This window comes from Oribacterium sp. KHPX15 (assembly GCF_900107835.1).
Classification (GTDB): domain Bacteria; phylum Bacillota; class Clostridia; order Lachnospirales; family Lachnospiraceae; genus Oribacterium.
Map to the genome: position 1 here is coordinate 21,872 of NZ_FNRG01000017.1, position 17,969 is coordinate 39,840.

Sequence of the window (17,969 nt, forward strand, 5' to 3'; positions counted from 1 at the left end):
AGGGATGCAACAATCACAAACGCAATATATAGATATTTTCTTTTAGTATACTTCATATGGTTTTAATTCACTCCAAACAAAATCAGAATAATAAGTTTAAAATCATTTACTCAATATAGCTTTTTCATACATATCGCAAATATATTCCCAACTATATCCATCTTCAATTCTTTTCTTGGCTTTCTGTCCCATTTCATTTCTTTGCTCTTCAGACATTGCATCACATTTGTTTATTACATCTACGAGACTTCCTTCTTCTTTGTTCCAATAGAAAGCTGCATCTTCGGCAACCTCTTTGTTAAATCCAACATCAAACAGAAGATTAACTTTTGTACTTCCAAGTGATTCAAGAAGCGACGGATTGGTTCCACCAACCTCATGACCATGGAAATAGCCATAAGCATTTTCGCGAATTTTCTTCAGAAGTTCTGCATCATATACTGTGCCTACAAACTTGATTCGCTTATCACCTTTAAAATTGAACTTCTGCTGTAATTCTTCGGCGTACTTAGGGTTTTCAGTTGTTATGATTGCAAAATCTTTGTCTGTCTTGCTTCTCATAAACTCTCTGATCATAACATCGAAGTTATTTTCCGGTACGAATCTTCCGACGCTTAAATAGTATTCTTTGTCTCGTAATTTATGTTCCCTGAGCCATCCTGTATATTTAGGATCATCATCATTCAATTTACTAGGAGTTATATATGATCCATATGCAATAAATGTTGTTTTCGGATTATAACATGAATACTCGTCCTGAATATAACTCTCGATGTGCTTACTGTCACAAACAATCAAATCCGCATACTTAACTGCATATTTCTCACTTAATTTCCAATACTTACGTATATATTTATTCCATTTTCTACGCGCATGCTCCCACCCATCCGGATTCTGCCACACTTGTCCACCGCATTTATGAATCCTATTAACATATTGCTTCTCAAAAGGTCCAACCCTTGATGCTAGGATATAAACAATCGGCTCCTCTATGTGATTTTTTTCAATATGATCACAGCACCATTTCAGAGCTTTTAAATCATAATAAATTGCCTGTGCTGCTCCTAGCTTTTCCGGGATATCGATAAGGATGCATTGAGCATTGCAATATGTAAATTCTTTTTCATTCACTCGCTCAGCTCCCGGCAACCTGTCTATATCCATATACCCTTGTCCATTGGCCTTACAAATTACATGGTACTTTATATTTCCTTTATATTTATGATGCTGTAGGAGGTTCATAACGAAAGATTCATATCCACCGTACTGACCGATGCTCTTACTTCCTACAATATAGACATGTTTTACTATTTCATTTGTTGGCTTCTTATTCTGATCCTTTCCATCTACTATAGAAAGCCCATCTTTATCCTTATTAACTATATTCATAAACTCCTGTGTGCTCATCCTCATTTTTTTGAAAGTACATTTTTCAAAAATTTTATCATTGCTTACTATAATATAATTCTCATCTCTAAGATATAACAAATGTGTAAGATCATTTATATCATTCCTTTCGGCCAATTTATGATCATCAAACATTTCGGCCATTTTAACCTTACTATATGCATCCGTTCCAAACATATACGCGGTCAAAGCTTTCTTATCACAGTTTTTTATTATATCTTCTATCTCAAACTCGTCGTATGTTATTCCCAATGATTCAATAAGTGGTAACAATAACTTATCACACAGCTTTTGAAATGGATCCTCTCTCCTTTCAATCTCTTTTTCATTTCTTTCAAATCCAAATGCTTTATTTACATCCATTTCAATATATGTGGGATGAGTTTCTTGCTCCTTTATTATTTTTTTGTACATAATTCTGTCATCATTTATGCATTTTGAGAGACTATCCTTTAATTTTTTATCATCTTCTTCTATCCATTGTTTTCTTTTTAAAGCATCTTCGCCAAAGACTTCTCCAATTCTTTTTGAATAATCTTTATAGTCCTTAGATTCTTTTATTATGCCTACTTCCTGCCATACCTTCTGCTTTTCTATTAAAATAGATTCAATCATTGATAAATCCAAATTAAACGCAGTACCTATACATTCTCTGACAACATAAGGAAATATATTAATACCTGAAGCTCTAATACATTTTTCCAAAACAGATTTTCTTTTAAAAGAATTTTTTTCGTCAATTCCTTCAACTATTTCCTGTAATGAAAATAATGATGTTGCAACTTCAACTTTTGAGTTAACAATATCATCAACCTTATTACATAATGAATATAGTGCATTAGTCTCATGATAATAGATGTTCTTCATCTTAACTTCACAAAAAAGATACCTGTCACAATTAAAATTTTATAAACTTTTTAAAGCCACAATCAAGGTGCCCATCTATCAACTAATATAATGCCTTAAGTTCGCATCTTATTAACTGCAAATTAATAAGATGATTCAAAATCATTCGAGTTAACCTTGTTGAAACATCACTATTGCCATCGTTATTTTTTTATCAGCACTTTGATTTTTAAAATTACTTATCTGCTAAATGTTACGCTCTAAGGTAATATTTGTCAACATACCCTTAAAGGAGCCGTTTAACTTGGCATCTGCATGACAGATATATAAAGTAAAACGGCTCCCTCATTTTTTGCTATCGCGTCTATTTTATTCTTTTTTTGTTTCAACACAATCAAATTACTAATAAAAGATTGATCCCAAATTGATTGCTTTAGGATATATGGTTTTCATTTCATTCCATTAAACGGTAAACCTCATCAAACTTCGGGCATCTTCTTTATCAAAAGGATGCACCTGCATCTCTCGGTCTCATTCATCCCAAAACATAAAATCCACTTCTATAGGATAAATATTTTCTTGTTTTGCAATCTGGTTTATGTAATACTGGAACTTTTCATATTCCTTAATTGATTTTTCATCATCTTTTTTCAACCTGCTCCAAGGTATCTCAAATTTTTCTAATTTCAAAGTATACTCTTCGCATTTCTCCCTCAAACGCTCCATCATCACACCATCCATAGGACAATGACAGTTTTTAAACAATTCTCTTTTCTCCGTATCACCGTAAGCCGATAAAAACATATACTTTGCTGTCATATTCACAAGCTTCTGTGCATTGCCGAAGGTGAATCCCTGATCAGTGTTATCTCTATCACAGAGTCTATTGATAACAGTAAACGGAACCATCTGATTGTCATCTTTCATAATCGCATCAATATAATTTTTAACTATTGGCTTTGAATGATTCTTTATTCTTCTCTTCCTGGTATGAAAATCGTTATCCTTCTCATCACTATGTCTCGGAAAAGCATTCCTCATGGTCGCATCACGAAAGGCCATGATATACGCAAAATCAAAAGTCTTGTCATCTATATTCATAACATAATTCCTCTTAGAGTTATTCCTACTATAATCCACTCTAAACATCCTCAGTATCCCTAGATATTACTTAAAGCTTATAAAAAACACCGTGATGAAGAATAACGGGGTGAGACGGTCCAAGTTTTCGTCCGCACCCCCTTCATTCCATATTAATATCCTTCCTTTTGAATTCGAAGTTGCTTATGAATACTGAAATATAAGTCATTACCTAAAGAGTTATTGTATAATTGTCTTTGGAAAAGATGGGTTGATTTCTCAAATATTTCCTTTGATACACTTGTAAAACGTCCCTTACTTGACAGTAATATAGTTCATTGCAATCATACTTGGCTCTTCACCAAGTATCTTTAATGACATGGTTCCAAAACACACATACCATAACTTGTACCAAGAATATTCTGGCAATAAATCTACTCTTATCTTTTCGATTTCTCTAACCAACGTATCCGCATCAATCTCAGATACAAAACTTTTATCAAATCTTTCCAGTGATGCTTCAACAAAAGCTCGTATACCCTGACAAAATCTAGTTCGATTCTCTTTGAATACTTCTTCATGGCTTCTATCATGTACTGGTTCTATATATGTTATCTGTTCCTTCATTCCAGTAATCGGATTAACTATGTGCTCCGACTTAATATCCCCAAATACACCTTTCAAAACTTTAGTCCAAGGTCTTTGAATCTGTTTTTTACCCCTTCGTCTCATTTCTTCCAAAAAAAATTCCGTCCGAGGTGTAGCAACTCCATCACAAACCAACTCATCATAAAAATCAAGTTCTATAGTTTCTGTGGGAATGCCATAATAAACTTCATTTCCACAATTATTATTCGCCATGTACTGGTTATCAATGTCCTCAAATATCAATTCTTCAATTGCAACATCAGGAATATATCTGCATTGTGCAATGTACTGATCCCTACTAAAGAATTCATTCACGCAACCTTTAACATAATCTTTTGTCACCTCCAACAAGTTACGTATGCCAGTATAATAAGAACTCAGCAGGCCCTTCTCATTCCTATCATATTTTTTGATCAGTTCATTATTATCGCCTTGTTCTATTCTATATATTCCAACTTGAGACCAACTCTTCTCTTTTCCATAGGAGATGCCGAATTTCCATGTGTTTGGATAAAAGGCATCTTTTATGAACTTAAACGAACCAGAAAACATATTGTTAATATAATCCCAAGCATCCTGAGCTTCTTTACGAATATCTTCACTCTCAGTTAAGAGTAGTATTTCTGATCTGTTATTATCTTTCGACTCTTCTAAATGTTTTTTATGAGTACTGCTGATAACTATCAAATTATCAATAAACGCTTCTGTATCAGTAATCTCATCTTCATCTGAAAAATATAAAATGAATGTATCTTTAGCACCATTTTTATACTCTACATTTGCCATGCAAAATTCTTCAGATAGATATTTCCAAAAGATTTTTGAATTAATCGGATCGACAATAAAGAATATGGTTGGATCTTTCGTGACTTCTTTAAGTGTTGCATTCAGTATTTTAGTATCAAATTGATGTTTATATTTATATTCCAAATGGTCACGTTTATTCTTATTTTTATAGTCAGAATTCACAGTCTTAATCTGAACGTTGAATCGTGATTTGGGTTCAGTTATTTTATTATCGTCTATTACTTCATCACATAACTCGAAATACCCATCGTAATTTGGTGTTTTGTCATTTACTGTGAAATATGGAATCAAGCGATACGTTCCCAACAACAAGGTTTCAAGTTTCTTAACTCCCAATTGCTCGTTTACCACATTCTTATCATATCCAGCAATTTTATTTCTTTTACTCATATTCAACAATTAAATTGTATCTTTCGCTGCTTAAAAAGCCTCTCATCTACGGCACTTCCAACCCATCCGAGATAGTGACATCACGAATCGGTAGCCATAGCTTCATCTGCCTGTGATAAAATCACAGTTATAACTCACTCCGACCCTTTCCTCATTACCACAGCCAACACGGTCTTCACTAGGATCTGAAAATCCAGCCAAAGACTCCAGTTATCGATATACTTACAGTCCAGCCTTACCACTTCCTCAAAGTCCGTAATATCCGACCTTCCGCTAACCTGCCACATACCGGTAATTCCCGGCTTCATGCTGAGTCTCCTCTTGTGATAATTGGAATACTCCTTAAACTCATTCACGGTTGGCGGTCTGGTTCCTACCAGAGACATGTCGCCAAGGAGAACGTTTACGAACTGCGGAAATTCATCAAGGCTTGTCTTTCTGATGAACTTTCCCACCTTTGTGATACGTGGGTCATCCTTCATCTTAAACATGAGACCATTCATCTCATTCTGCTTCATAAGCTCAGCCTTACGTTCCTCAGCATCTATGTACATTGACCGGAACTTGAACATCTTGAAACGGCGTCCGTTCTTTCCGATACGTTCCTGAGCAAAGATTATGGGGCCCGGAGAATCCAGCTTTATGGCGATGCCTACAATTACAAAAAGTACTGCTGCGATGAATGTTCCTACAAGCCCTCCCAGGATGTCAATAAATCTTTTTGCGTATTCATATCGGAGCTTCATAACCGGCGGCTCAAGTATCGCCATAGGATACTTCCCGATATATCCAAGCCTTGACTCAATCTTAGGAATGTATTTCTGGTCCTCGCTTCTTAGCTTCATCTCAAGGTTCCGGAGTGAACTGAGCCCCAGGTGTACAGAGATTCCCATCTGGGCAAATTCTTCCACCATAGCCGTTATCTTCTCGGAACTTTCATCCTCAAGGATAAACAACTCATCAATGGCTCCGGCCCTTACCACATTAACAATATCATCCTTATAGGCCACTACCGGGATATGATCGATTTCCTCTCCTGTACCCTCAGTCCACATCCTTTTCCTCGCATCGGAACTTTTCTTACTGTTGGCACTTCCTGCAATTTCTGTCACAGCTTCAGCTACTGCACTTCCTTCTTCATCCGTAAGCATGATTCCCACTATACGTCTAGACCAGTCATTTTTCAGAATTTCCGAAGCTTTATGAGCCTTTTCTCTGTCTGTGATAACAGCAACCAGCGAAGCTGCATCCGACTTATAAAACTTGCTTATGACTATTCTTTGAACCATGAACAAAAGAATTGTCAAAATAGCAAAATGAAGCACCACCGTCGCCACAAAGAAATATCTTGACTGGGTAATATCATTCTTCTGAATCAACAGGATCGCAGCCCAAATTCCGACAAAATAAACCGTACTTTTAAGCCCGGTAATCGCATAATCCCATATGTTCTTCCGTTCGAACTCATATTTGCCATTCAAAAGTGACAGCGACATAGCGATACACTCTGCAAGAACCGCAGGCAGAACCGCATCAAACCATAGATTCATCTCCAGAACTTCTTTAGTAAGCTTTGAGTACGCTCTCAAAACATAGAGAGACCCTGCACTTGCCAGAAAGGCAGTAAGTATATAGATAACGATGGTTATAGCTAATTCAAGTTTCTTTCTTTTCATAACACCAAAAAGCAGAGAGCCTGAGCTTCCTGCTTTCCTTCTCCCCTTAATGTTAGGTACATTTTAACATAAATCGAAAAGTATGCAATCATCAAAGCTTCGTGTCCACAGCATAACTCGTATGTTATAATGATGTCAGCATCATCGCTAAACTAAGTATTCGTTGGAGACTCCTATGAAAAAACCTTATAGTTCACAACAAACACCTTCAATCAAGACTACCTCTTCAGATTCCTTCGATATGACCGCCTTTCTTATCCATATACTCCGCCATACAGGACTATGGCTCATTCTTGTTGTGTTTTTCGGTCTGATAGGATTTCTAAGCTCCTTCGTGCCGGCATACAGAACCTATGCAAACTATACGGAAGACACTTCTTCTGCAACGGAAACTTCAATCAATGTTGACTACCCATACATATTTACTTCAAAGAAAATAATATATATCCCTACAGAAGATGCTTCACTCATCGCCCAAAGCGCCTTGTCTCTCTTCAAGTCAAAGTCCATGATGGAAACTCTTGAATCAGAGTTCTATAAGGAAGCAATGTCCGAAGAATATAAACTAAGAAACCGTATGGTGACCTATAATTATCGTCTTCATGATGTTCTTGAATCACCTTATTCTCTCGGGAATTTCAGTTCGATTATGGATTGCTACATAAACCCAAACATCTCCGTGATTCCAAGCGGACACTCTAACGTAGGCACCATGAGCACAGATAACTATCATTTTCTTGTAGTTTCCGCTGACACAGGCAATGAAGAACTTTCAACAAACATGTGCAGCCGGGCGGCCGAACTTCTGATAAACGAAGTAAGTTCTCTTATCGGTTCCTTCGACTATGAGCTTATCGACAGAGCTACCGAAATAACCTTACCTTCCGCAGACAATGGTCTGATACCTATCACTTCCACCGGATCAGTTGTCACTACCGAACGTCCAAAGCTGTCAGCCATTGTAAGAGGTTCTTTCAAAGCCTCTCTTTGGGGAATAGTTATCGCTACCTTCAGTTCTATATTTATAGGTTTTTTCCTTGAGGTTACAAGCCAGAAAATCATTTCCGTATCAGAAGCCCGTAGTTACGGTTCTCCTATACTTACAACAGTAAAATCCGAAAAATCAAAGGCTATTTTTCATCCGATTCAGCAGCTTATCGATAAACTTGAGGGAAGTGAGCGCCCTTGCGAAAGTCTTTCTACTGCTGTCGAGGTAACTGCTTCCTATATAAATAGATATATTTCAGACGAAAAACTTTGCAAAAGAGTTCTTATCACCGGATCCGTAGACGATACACTATTATCTGGAATATGTGAGCTTTTCAGGCAAAAAGATGCTTCTTCTGGCATTGAGTATCTTTCCTCAGCCTTCATATCCGATACTGCTGCCACAGTTGACGCAGCAGATGAGAACACCCTTATCCTGTTGGTAGAAAAACTTAACTATACTTCAAAAGTGGACTACAGCTTTGAGCTTAGACAGTTTGACCTCCTTGGCAGAACTGTAATAGGAACACTACTTATTAAATAAGACAGCTAAATGCAAAAAATACCTTTCAAATTATTTTAAATAAGAGCGCCAATTATGAAAATCCCTTTCATATCTACTTTTGCCACCGAATCAAAGCGGCGGAATAAAGATTAATATGACCTATATACTTCTTATCTTGATCACCATACCTCTTGCGAAATTATGGAATAAAAGAAACACTTCACAGAAAGAAAAAATAATAGACATCGGAAATTATACCCTCCGTATAAAACCCTATGTCTATGCTTTGCTTGCTTTTCTTCCATTATATATAGTTTATGCGTTTCAGTGTTCAGTTCACTCCGACTATGACAATTACCAGATCTTATATAGCCTTACTTCCATCGGAAACCACGAACTGAGAGATCCTGCCGTGTATCTTATATTCAGGATCCTGTCTAACCTGAGACTACCCTTCCAAAGTGTATATATCGTCATCTACTTTATAGCCTTTTTTATCCTTGCAAAATGTATAAAGGATTACTCTGTAGACTTTTCCATGAGCATGACCTTGTTCATCACTGTTTTTTTCATGCTTGGATTCTACTATATCAGGCAGCTTCTGGCTGTAGTCATTGTTTTCTACGCTTACAGATACATAAACACCGGCAACTTCAAAAAGTACCTTGTTTTAACTATACTTGCTTCAACCTTCCACACATCTGCACTTATCATGCTCCCTGGATATTTCCTCTTGCGTTATCGGTTTAACACAAGCTTTTATGTTCTTATCACCCTTATATCAGCCATCATAAATGCCGCAAAAAACACCGTCCTTACCTGGATAGTTGCGACTTTTATACCTAAATACTTCGGTCGACACGAGATGTTCCGTTCCTTTGCATTTGATCTCTATGACACCATATGGATACTCATACTTATGCTGATTACTTTTATTTACATCTTTAAGTCTTCATCACCAGCGATGACAGCCAATAATACAAAAACCAATCAGCCTGATTGCAATAACGTCTTTTTGCGCGGCCTCATTTTCTATTTCATCCTTTACTTCTTCGGTAGATGGATTTTGGAATTCGAGCGCTTTGGATATTACTTCTATTTCCCTGTTATATGTCTGTATCCGAAGTTCATTGAACGCCTGTCTCAAGGAGAAAACAGCAAATCTTTTCGTACTTTTCTGAACCTCGCCACATATGCCCTACTGATACTGTTATTATTCCTCAAGTACAACGCCGACACAGTATGGAACTACACAAGTATTTTTCATTTTTACCTATTGCAAGTATCCCCTTATCACATGTAAAAAGCAGCAGTGGAAATACATCATACATTATGTCCCCTATGGTTGCCTCCAGGAAACCAAGTCCTGCTATTATAGCCATAAGGAAGAGAATATAATACTCTTTCCGTAACCAACACACATAGTTCACCAGGGTAAATACGATGATGCCACATATAAACAACAGTATTCCGTACTTAAGCCAGGCTCTGATATAGTAATTGTCCACCCAGAAATAGTTCTCTTCTGAGGATTCAACTATATTTGCCCCCCATAATTCCGGCTTAAACTGCATCAGTGCTTGTTTTCCAAGGGACAGTCTCGATTTCAATGTGCTAACATCGAAAACCTTCCCAACCAGTTCTAACCACTTATACGAATTTGCATCATCGTAATAATATGATGCAGCAAAGCTTACTATGGTTACATATATGAACATGGGTACAAATCCGATGAGAAACACTTTGTCTATTACAAATTGAATTCCCTTGTGCCATTTCCTGATAGGATACCACTGTATAAGCTTAAAGATAATTGTTCCTATCAAAAGAATGAGGACGCACACTATACTGGCTCTTCCTGCGGTATATTTCACTATCGCTACAGTTCCAAGAAGAAGCACTGACATATCACAAAGTCCAAAAAAGAACCTTGCCACCTTTTCATTTACTTTTTCTGACAGTAATTTCTCCGCTCCTCCAAAATACCTTACGTAAAAATAAGTTATTTCAAAAAAGAGTATCTGCATGGAGGCCTCATTGGGACCACCATAACCAAATGCAAGCTTTCCTCGCTTTATAATAAATTCTATAACTCCTGCATTTGCGAGTCTTGATACGGTAAAAAGCATAACTCCGTTAAAGATGAGGGTGATGTACATAATGGGCATAAATTTTCTGTCATGAGATACAACTGTAAATATAGCCATAGCGTAAATCCAGATGTCTCCATATCTACCCATGTATCCTATAGCCGAAATGAGAATTATGGTTTGGAAGGCAAATATCCATTTTTCCGTAACATTTTTTCTGTTATAGAGAAGCAGCCCAAGCATACAGCAGAGGGTTATACCCAGACGGTGTATACCCCCATACACAGGAATCACTACATTAAGTTTTGTGATAGCTATGTAGGCAAGGGCATAGCAGCCAAAAAAGGCCAGATAGAACATAGTGTCGCTAAACTTGTTCCATGCTGCTGAATCATAGAAGCTCTCTAAGGATTTTCCGACCATGATGGTTTCCTCTTGTGATGTGCCTTCTGTGATGGATTTTTCATCCTGGGATGTATTGACTATGGTGGAGTTTCCGGTCTGGGATGTTTCGCTTATGGTGAGCTTTTCCTCAAAATCCGGTATTGCTCTGCCCGTTAATCGTATCGCTTTCCTAAATGTCCATATAGTAACATCTGCCAGCACAACAGCGTAAAGCCCTCTCACCATCAATGAAACACTGTCAAAATACATATAGGAAAGATTCGGTATATACTCCTGTGCAAAGAAAAAACAAACCACAAGGACTATAAATATTACAGTTTCCTGGAGCATTTTCTTTTTATCGATTTTCTTTATAATTTCTTTAAAATCCACTTTTCTTCCTATAACTCTTTCCAAAATCCAATTAAAGGACTCTCTCGCAAATCTAAATCCAATATAGGCTACCATATATGCTACGGCAGGGACCAGAACACAGATCATAGCCCTTGTGAAAAGTAATATAATGCCATTGAACGGAAGTCTATCACATATCTGGTAAGTAACTGTGCACACCAAACCTGTGACCACTGCATATACAAAGTGTTGTCCGAAAAACTCTCTTAGCTTTCCATTCTTGAAATAGTGTTTAAATACTATTCCGGAGCTCAGGCAGAAATTTATCCCAAAAAGGGATATGATGGTTGCCACTATGATTCCGTTTATGCCAAAAAAACTGACAAGTGTGATGTTCAGCACCACATTTACTATTGACTCCGCTACGGCTAAGTATCTGTTTTCCCACCAGAGTCCCGCAGCCTGGGCGTAAACACTTCTTATATCTCCCATCCTTAGGATATAGAAATATACGGAAAACAAAAGAACTGAGCTAAATGGGAGAAGGTACTTTTCTCCAACCCAGATAGTCATAAAGGGCTGATACAGACATATGAGGCAAACAAAGCTCCAGCCGCTTATGAGCATATATCCAAAGTTAAGGTGTGCCATATCCTTATAGTTTTTTTCTTCGCTGTCCAGCGCCATGCTGTTCCCTATTCCCGGCTGCATGGCATTAAGCACAACATAAAAAATAGTTGTCAGGGAGGAACTGATATAAAAGTAGTTGTTGTAAAGAGCCGTTGCCGCAAGTCCCACCACTGCCGATATGCAGATACTGTCAAGAGCATTTCTGGTGGTTCCGCATACCTTCTCTATCATTATTCCGTAAACTCTTTTTCTGATGTCAAGCTTCTGCTCCTGACTTATCTCTCCGGCACATCGGTATTCGGGATACATCTTCTTCACCGCATAGGCTGTCAGTAGGTTGTTGATCACCGTGGATAAAGGAAGAAACAGCGCATATATGTAATAGTTTGATATTGTCAGCACCACTATCAGCTGCCCTATATAACCCACTGTCTGACTCAGGATCGTAACTATACTTACTATATCTATTCTCTGATTGGCATTAAGAACCGAAGACAGATAACCATAGAAAAAATAGCTGATGACTGTATTAAAAAGATAAACGAGATAAATGAGATACAGATTTATATCCGGAGGCACTGTTCCGTTTATAAGCTTTGGAAGCAGCGGAAGCAACAAAAGCCCCAGAAGGGAGATGAACAAACCTATAACTCTGTATACCTTTCTATAGAAAAAAAGAAGTGCGTTGACCGTATCAGTGTCATTCTCAGCAAGAGGCTTATACATGCTGTAAATGATAGCACTGCTGAATCCAAGTTCCGACAGGCTGAGTACCTGAAGGATAGAGCTGAAAAGGCTGTTTAACCCGAGATAATCCACGCCCATCTTATGTATCATGGCGGTTCTTATCAAAAACGGGAAAAGAATGGCGATAACTCTGTTTAGAGTTCCGGCTATCACACCTTTTTTTGTATTTTTGCTTCTCTCAAGCTTCATCTGGTTATCCTGCTTCTCTTTTTTATGATCAGAGGTTTTCCCTCTTTTTCCCTCTAATAAACTATTTTCTTACCTCTGTGATCTATGTGGGGAGGGTACAAGTCGTAACTATAAGGGCTTGTACCTGATAGACTGATTAGGATTTAGGGTTTTTAAGATTGAATGTTCTCTTTCAATCCTAAAATATCCTTATATACGTCGAGGACTTTGTCTGCGTTGACTCTGAGGACAAATCTATCCATGGCGGCTTTACGTCCTGCGGCTGCCATGGCTCTTGACTTATCCTTATTCTTTAAAGCATACTCTATAGCATTTTCGAGGCTTTGGGAATCCTCAGGTGTATACAGGAGGCCGGTTCTTCCCTCTTCAACTATTTCCCGGGTTCCGGCGCTGTTCGCACCTATCACCAGAGCTCCTGAAAGCATGGCTTCAACTGTTACGAGGCCAAAAGCCTCAGATCTTGAGGTCATAAAGGATATATCAGCCTCTTTATAGTATTTTTCAGGCTCATTGCTATAGCCCTCAAAGCTTATTATGTCTTCCAGGTTCTTTTCTTTTACCCATTCCTTTAGTTTTTTCTCTTCCGGGCCTCTGCCCACCAGCTTCAAGATAAGGTTTCTGTCATTTTTTTGGACGTAGGCATCGATGGCTTCCAGTAAAGTTGACTGACCTTTTCCGGGATATAGGCCTCCGACACAGACCATCTTGGCCTTGGGGGCACCGGAAATTGTCAACTTTACATCGTCAGAGACAGTCTTTTGAGGGGTGAAGAACCGGTCTACCACGACATCGTCAAAAATTGTTTTTTCCGGATCGTAAAACCGGTCTTCCCTGACTCCATCATGCACTATACGGATTTTTTCTTCAGGCAGGATCTTCTTATATTTATCATATATAGCCTGAGATATGGTTATGATGGCATCAGCCCTTCCCATGAGACTGTAGCCCCAGTCTCTGTTCCACATCCGGTTATTCTGGTCTTCTTCAAAGAATTCCCTGATGTGCCACACCACAGGGATACCTAAACTGTAGGCTGCCACTGCTGCAACGTAGGAATAGGTGGTATTGATATGAATGATATCCGGTTTTTCAGCCAGAAAATATTTTTTTATTTCGGCTATGGCAAAGTGGTTTAAGAACTTTTTTACAGGTATTTTCGAAAGATAATACATTCCCGAATCAATGGGCGTATCCCAGCTATAGGATCTGATAATCCGGTAAGGTATTTCAGCTTTGTTCAAAAGCTCAGTTCCATCACCGTCTTTTGGCAATATGACTCTGGCATCCAGATTCCTGTTTCTCAGCTCCTGTACCAGATTAACCATACATATAAATGCACCTGACGCTCTGTTGTTGTCAGATGCAACAAATATAACCTTCATACCTATTCCTATCTCTTGCTGCTGTTTTACACTCTATATTCAGCGTTCTTTCATGAGCATATCTATACTACTTTTTACATTCTCTTTTCGGTATTCTTTAGTGAACATCCATGTGCTATTTTTTTCGTTCTCTTTTCAGTGTTCTTTCATGTGCATATTTCAGCACATCGATCTTCAGGACCTTGTAATTAAACAGATGGAAATACTTTTTCATCCTGTCCATAAGGGTTTCTTCCGTGTTTAAAAGGTAAAATTCCTTTATTTTTATATCATTGTGAAGAACCCAGACATTCAGGAGCCTTTCTGACAGGTATCCAAATATCCGCTTATCACTAACACTATAACCGGAGATGTCCACTCTTTTTTCAAGCTTAAACAGAACATCAAACAGCCACTTACAGTAGTTGTCCATTACAGCTTTTTTTCCTATAAACATGTTGCAGATGTAAAGCTCATCCTGTGATGAGATCCTGTCAAAATCATCTACATACTCAGGATACATTTCCTCTATCACATCCCTCAACTTATCGTAGTCCTCGATATGCTGCAGGAATCCGTAATGTCTTCTGACTTCTCCCAACAGGCATTCCTTTTTTGGAAGCAGGATATCACATCCCTGAAGGGCTTCTTCAATGTCGTTTTCTTTGAGGATGCTCTCCGTATCCCTTAGTTTCCCTGTTTTGCTGAGAAATCTGCGATAGTGTGCGAGGCCGATAACCTCTGACGTGCTGTTCTTCCACATCCAGTACAGGGCAGTCAGTTCACAGAAGGACCTGTTTTTTTCAGAAATGTTCCGGCCTTCGTCATCACGTTGATAGCCAAAGAACTCCATATTGTCTGCATTATCCTTTAAAGCAGCACCTACGTATACAGGCTCATAACATTTGTCGAGATTTGGTTTTATTTTTTTCTGGGTGGCTACATATACTTTTATTTCCATATTCTCCTATAACTTTGAGGCTTACTCCACAGTACGTTCCGAGTTGGCGAAGGTTCATATCCTTGAAATACTAACCCTGTCCATACAAACACGTTTCATCAAAATATCCCCAAAAGTACCGCCAGTTTAAACATGATATTTCTCTTGGGATACTCCATTTTGATATCCTTGTCCAAAAGCAGCTCAATCCTCTTTCTGAAACTATTCTTATATGAAGCAACTTTCTCAGCCATCTTTATGTTCTGCGGGCTCATTTCATTCCCGTAACAATCTACAACTGACTTTACACACTTACTCCTTATACAGTCCGGCTCCATGAGTGTTTTCCAGTATCTTTTCAGTACCTTCCGCATGGAAAGCTGCCCGCCTATGGTATTGCTGCCATGCTGTCTGTAAAGTATGTGCACATCTTCATCATATATAAGAATCCCTCCTACTGCCAGGCACACTTTGTGTAGCCACTCGTCATGCATGGTTATGGTGTTCAGATTCGGAGATTTACGGTTTATGAGCTCGAGTAATGTTCTATTGAACACCATGGTGCAGCCTGTAGAGTTACTTTTAATCAGGCAGGACGGAAAATCCAGGGACTTTTCATAGATCCCTTTTGAACCCTTCAGCAGGTTCCCATCGTTGTCCGCAAAGCGCGGCATGCCGTAGTACAAAATCGGAGTTTCCTCTTTACCCTCTCGCTGCTTTATCGCTTCCACGGCGATCTTCAGCTTGTCCGGAAGCCAGGTGTCATCCTGATCGCAAAGAGCGTAGTACTCAGCCTCCGGCGCTTGCTTCATGAGATCAAGGAAGCTTCCTGCAGGACCGAGGTTCTGTCCCACATAGTAATCAAAGCTTGTATTACAGTTTTTATTTATGACTTCCTCTTCAGAGTATTCTTTCTTGTACCTATCAAGTATTTCCAGCGTATTATCCGAGGATCCATCATCTCTCGCTAAGATACAGACTTCTAGCCCTTCTTGTGCCAAGAGGCTCTCTATTTGATTTTCCAGATATCTGTCACCATTATAGGTAGACATTAGGATAACAACCTTCTCCATAAATCTGTCATTTCACCCTGATTCTATATTTGAGCCGAAATCACTTGGAGTACTGCTTGATTTTTCAAAGCAAAAAAGCAGATTGAGATTTCACTCAATCTGCTTATTATACCAAATTATTACCAATTCGTGTATTTCAATTCCTTTTGGGTTACTACTTTTTAAACAGATACTTTTTGAACTGTCCGAAAGCCTTCAATGATCTCTTGAGGTCATTCGGGTCCTTCAGTCCTGTCCAAAGTCTATGTAAAATGTATCCGGGTCTAAGATAATATTTCTTTCTCGCATCATCACAGAACTTTACCATCTCTTCACCAGAAATTCCCGGCAAGTTCAGAACGCAGTTATGGGTTCCGTCTTCTTTGCAGTACTCTGTGTAGCCACTCTTGATGTAACCTCTAGCCTTGTTCCAATCGTAAGCTTCGGTTCCGGGATATGGGATCAGCGGGAAGAACTGGGCTGTGTCCGTGTTGAGTTCAAGCGCCAGCTCTAGAGTCTTCTGCATGGTTTCTCTGGTCTCTCCCTGATTTCCCACCATGTAGCAGGCATGTACCAAAAGACCGGCCTTCTTCGTATTTTTGATATATTCCCTGATTTCCTTAATAGTAGTTCCCTTCTTAATGTTATCAAGTATCTCCTGGGTTCCACTTTCAATACCGGGGATAACCAGTCTGCATCCGGCCTTTTTCATTAGCTTCATAGTATCAAGGTCAAGTGTATTTACTCTTGCATTGCAGAGCCACTTGAAGCGTTTGTTCAGTCCTGTCTCTATGAGAAGCTCACAGATCTCGGTTACTCTCTTCCTGTTTATAGTAAAAGTATCATCCTCGATAACTATTTCCTTTACATCCGGGAAGTTTTCGGCGATGTACCTAAACTCATTAACTACGTTCTGCGGGCTCCTGAGTCTGTACCCGTGGCCATGCATAGTTTGAGGATAAACACAGAAATTACATCTGCAAGGACAGCCTCTTCCCGTAAAAATCTGTATCTCCGGATACTCCGCAGCAGCAAAAAAGTAATCTTTATAGTCCAGATGTCTCTTAATAAAGTCTGATGCAAGAGGGATTTCGTCCAGATCTGTTATATACTCTGCGTCAGGGTTGTGTTTAATGATTCCTTCGAATTTACTTCTGTAGCTGATTCCTGGGAGGGACGCAAGAGTTGTATCCAGACCGCTTGCTGTATTCTCTGATGTACTATCCTCATCTCCGATGACATCCTTGTCTATATTTGCTGCTCCGGAACTACAATTTTTGTAGTAGCCTTCAATCAATTTAGCAAGCTTTGAAATGGTGAAGTCATATTCCCTTCTTGCTACACCATCAACCCAAGGATAATTAGAAAGAGTTTCTTCTGCTGTTGCTGTAGGATGTGTCCCAACCATGTATACAAAAGCCTTAGGATACTTTTCCTTTAACTTCTTGCAGAAATCAGCATCACTTTCTATAGATGGAGTGCTGGTCTCTACCACAAAAAGACAATGGTTAGTTTCGATTTCTTCATGAACCTGATCTACACCATCATGTTCTGTAGAAATGTGTTTAGTTTCTATTACATTTAATCCGTCTGCATCTTTTATTACAGACTTCAGCTCACTTCCTACTATTTCGAGACTTTTCTCAAAGTCATAACGCTTCGCAGGAGCGTCCAGAAATTTTACATCAAAACCACTCTTCTCTGCATAAGCTGCAGCGTAAATAAGCCAGAGCGGATAGTATAAAACCCCGCTTTTAGCCACTGCCGGACTTCTGGATTCCCTTGAAAATTTTCCATATTCCCATTTAAAAGGAGGATTTATAAAATAAACTGTCATGTAAATCCTTTCTCAGTGCTTCTTTGTTTCAATAAAAGA

11 protein-coding genes are annotated in these 17,969 nt (G+C 38.6%); 2 read left to right on the forward strand and 9 right to left on the reverse strand.

The genetic code is table 11. The features are described from left to right. Positions 1-102: 102 nt before the first annotated feature. From cps2T to BLV86_RS10880, 4 genes are all read right to left on the reverse strand, one after another. Positions 103-2,274, reverse strand: a complete 2,172-nt coding sequence (gene cps2T / locus BLV86_RS18550; protein WP_330386228.1) for a beta 1-4 rhamnosyltransferase Cps2T — start codon at positions 2,272-2,274, stop codon at positions 103-105. A gap of 510 nt (positions 2,275-2,784) precedes the next feature. Continuing rightward, positions 2,785-3,354: a hypothetical protein gene (locus BLV86_RS10870; RefSeq protein ID WP_090817142.1), complete on the reverse strand. Its 570-nt coding sequence runs from the start codon at positions 3,352-3,354 to the stop codon at positions 2,785-2,787. 294 nt (positions 3,355-3,648) lie between these two features. Continuing rightward, positions 3,649-5,187, reverse strand: a complete 1,539-nt coding sequence (locus BLV86_RS10875) for a DUF4365 domain-containing protein (RefSeq protein WP_090817145.1) — start codon at positions 5,185-5,187, stop codon at positions 3,649-3,651. 125 nt (positions 5,188-5,312) lie between these two features. Next, positions 5,313-6,854 (reverse strand): sugar transferase, encoded by a 1,542-nt coding sequence (locus BLV86_RS10880; RefSeq protein ID WP_242873289.1) that lies wholly within the window; start codon positions 6,852-6,854, stop codon positions 5,313-5,315. Positions 6,855-7,029: 175 nt separating this feature from the next. On the opposite strand from BLV86_RS10880, the gene BLV86_RS10885 reads away from it, so the two are divergent. Then, complete coding sequence (locus BLV86_RS10885) at positions 7,030-8,385, forward strand: hypothetical protein (protein ID WP_090817148.1); 1,356 nt, start codon at positions 7,030-7,032, stop codon at positions 8,383-8,385. 115 nt (positions 8,386-8,500) lie between these two features. Then, on the forward strand, positions 8,501-9,649 hold the full coding sequence (locus BLV86_RS10890) for an EpsG family protein (protein WP_090817151.1): 1,149 nt from the start codon (positions 8,501-8,503) through the stop codon (positions 9,647-9,649). Here the strand turns inward: BLV86_RS10890 and BLV86_RS10895 are convergent. The 5 genes from BLV86_RS10895 to BLV86_RS10915 form a co-directional block, all read right to left on the reverse strand. Then, a complete protein-coding gene (locus BLV86_RS10895) occupies positions 9,567-12,740 on the reverse strand; it encodes an MATE family efflux transporter (protein ID WP_090817154.1) in 3,174 nt (1,057 codons plus the stop codon). The genes BLV86_RS10890 and BLV86_RS10895 overlap by 83 nt on opposite strands. A 152-nt stretch (positions 12,741-12,892) precedes the next feature. Further along, entirely contained in the window at positions 12,893-14,122 is a 1,230-nt protein-coding gene (locus BLV86_RS10900) for a glycosyltransferase family 4 protein (protein ID WP_090817157.1), read from the reverse strand. Between the two features lie 115 nt (positions 14,123-14,237). Beyond that, entirely contained in the window at positions 14,238-15,062 is an 825-nt protein-coding gene (locus BLV86_RS10905; RefSeq protein ID WP_090817159.1) for a DUF4422 domain-containing protein, read from the reverse strand. A 98-nt stretch (positions 15,063-15,160) separates the two neighbouring features. Continuing rightward, positions 15,161-16,114: a glycosyltransferase gene (locus tag BLV86_RS10910; RefSeq protein WP_090817162.1), complete on the reverse strand. Its 954-nt coding sequence runs from the start codon at positions 16,112-16,114 to the stop codon at positions 15,161-15,163. A 154-nt stretch (positions 16,115-16,268) separates the two neighbouring features. Beyond that, complete coding sequence (locus BLV86_RS10915; RefSeq protein ID WP_090817165.1) at positions 16,269-17,930, reverse strand: B12-binding domain-containing radical SAM protein; 1,662 nt, start codon at positions 17,928-17,930, stop codon at positions 16,269-16,271. Positions 17,931-17,969: the final 39 nt, after the last annotated feature.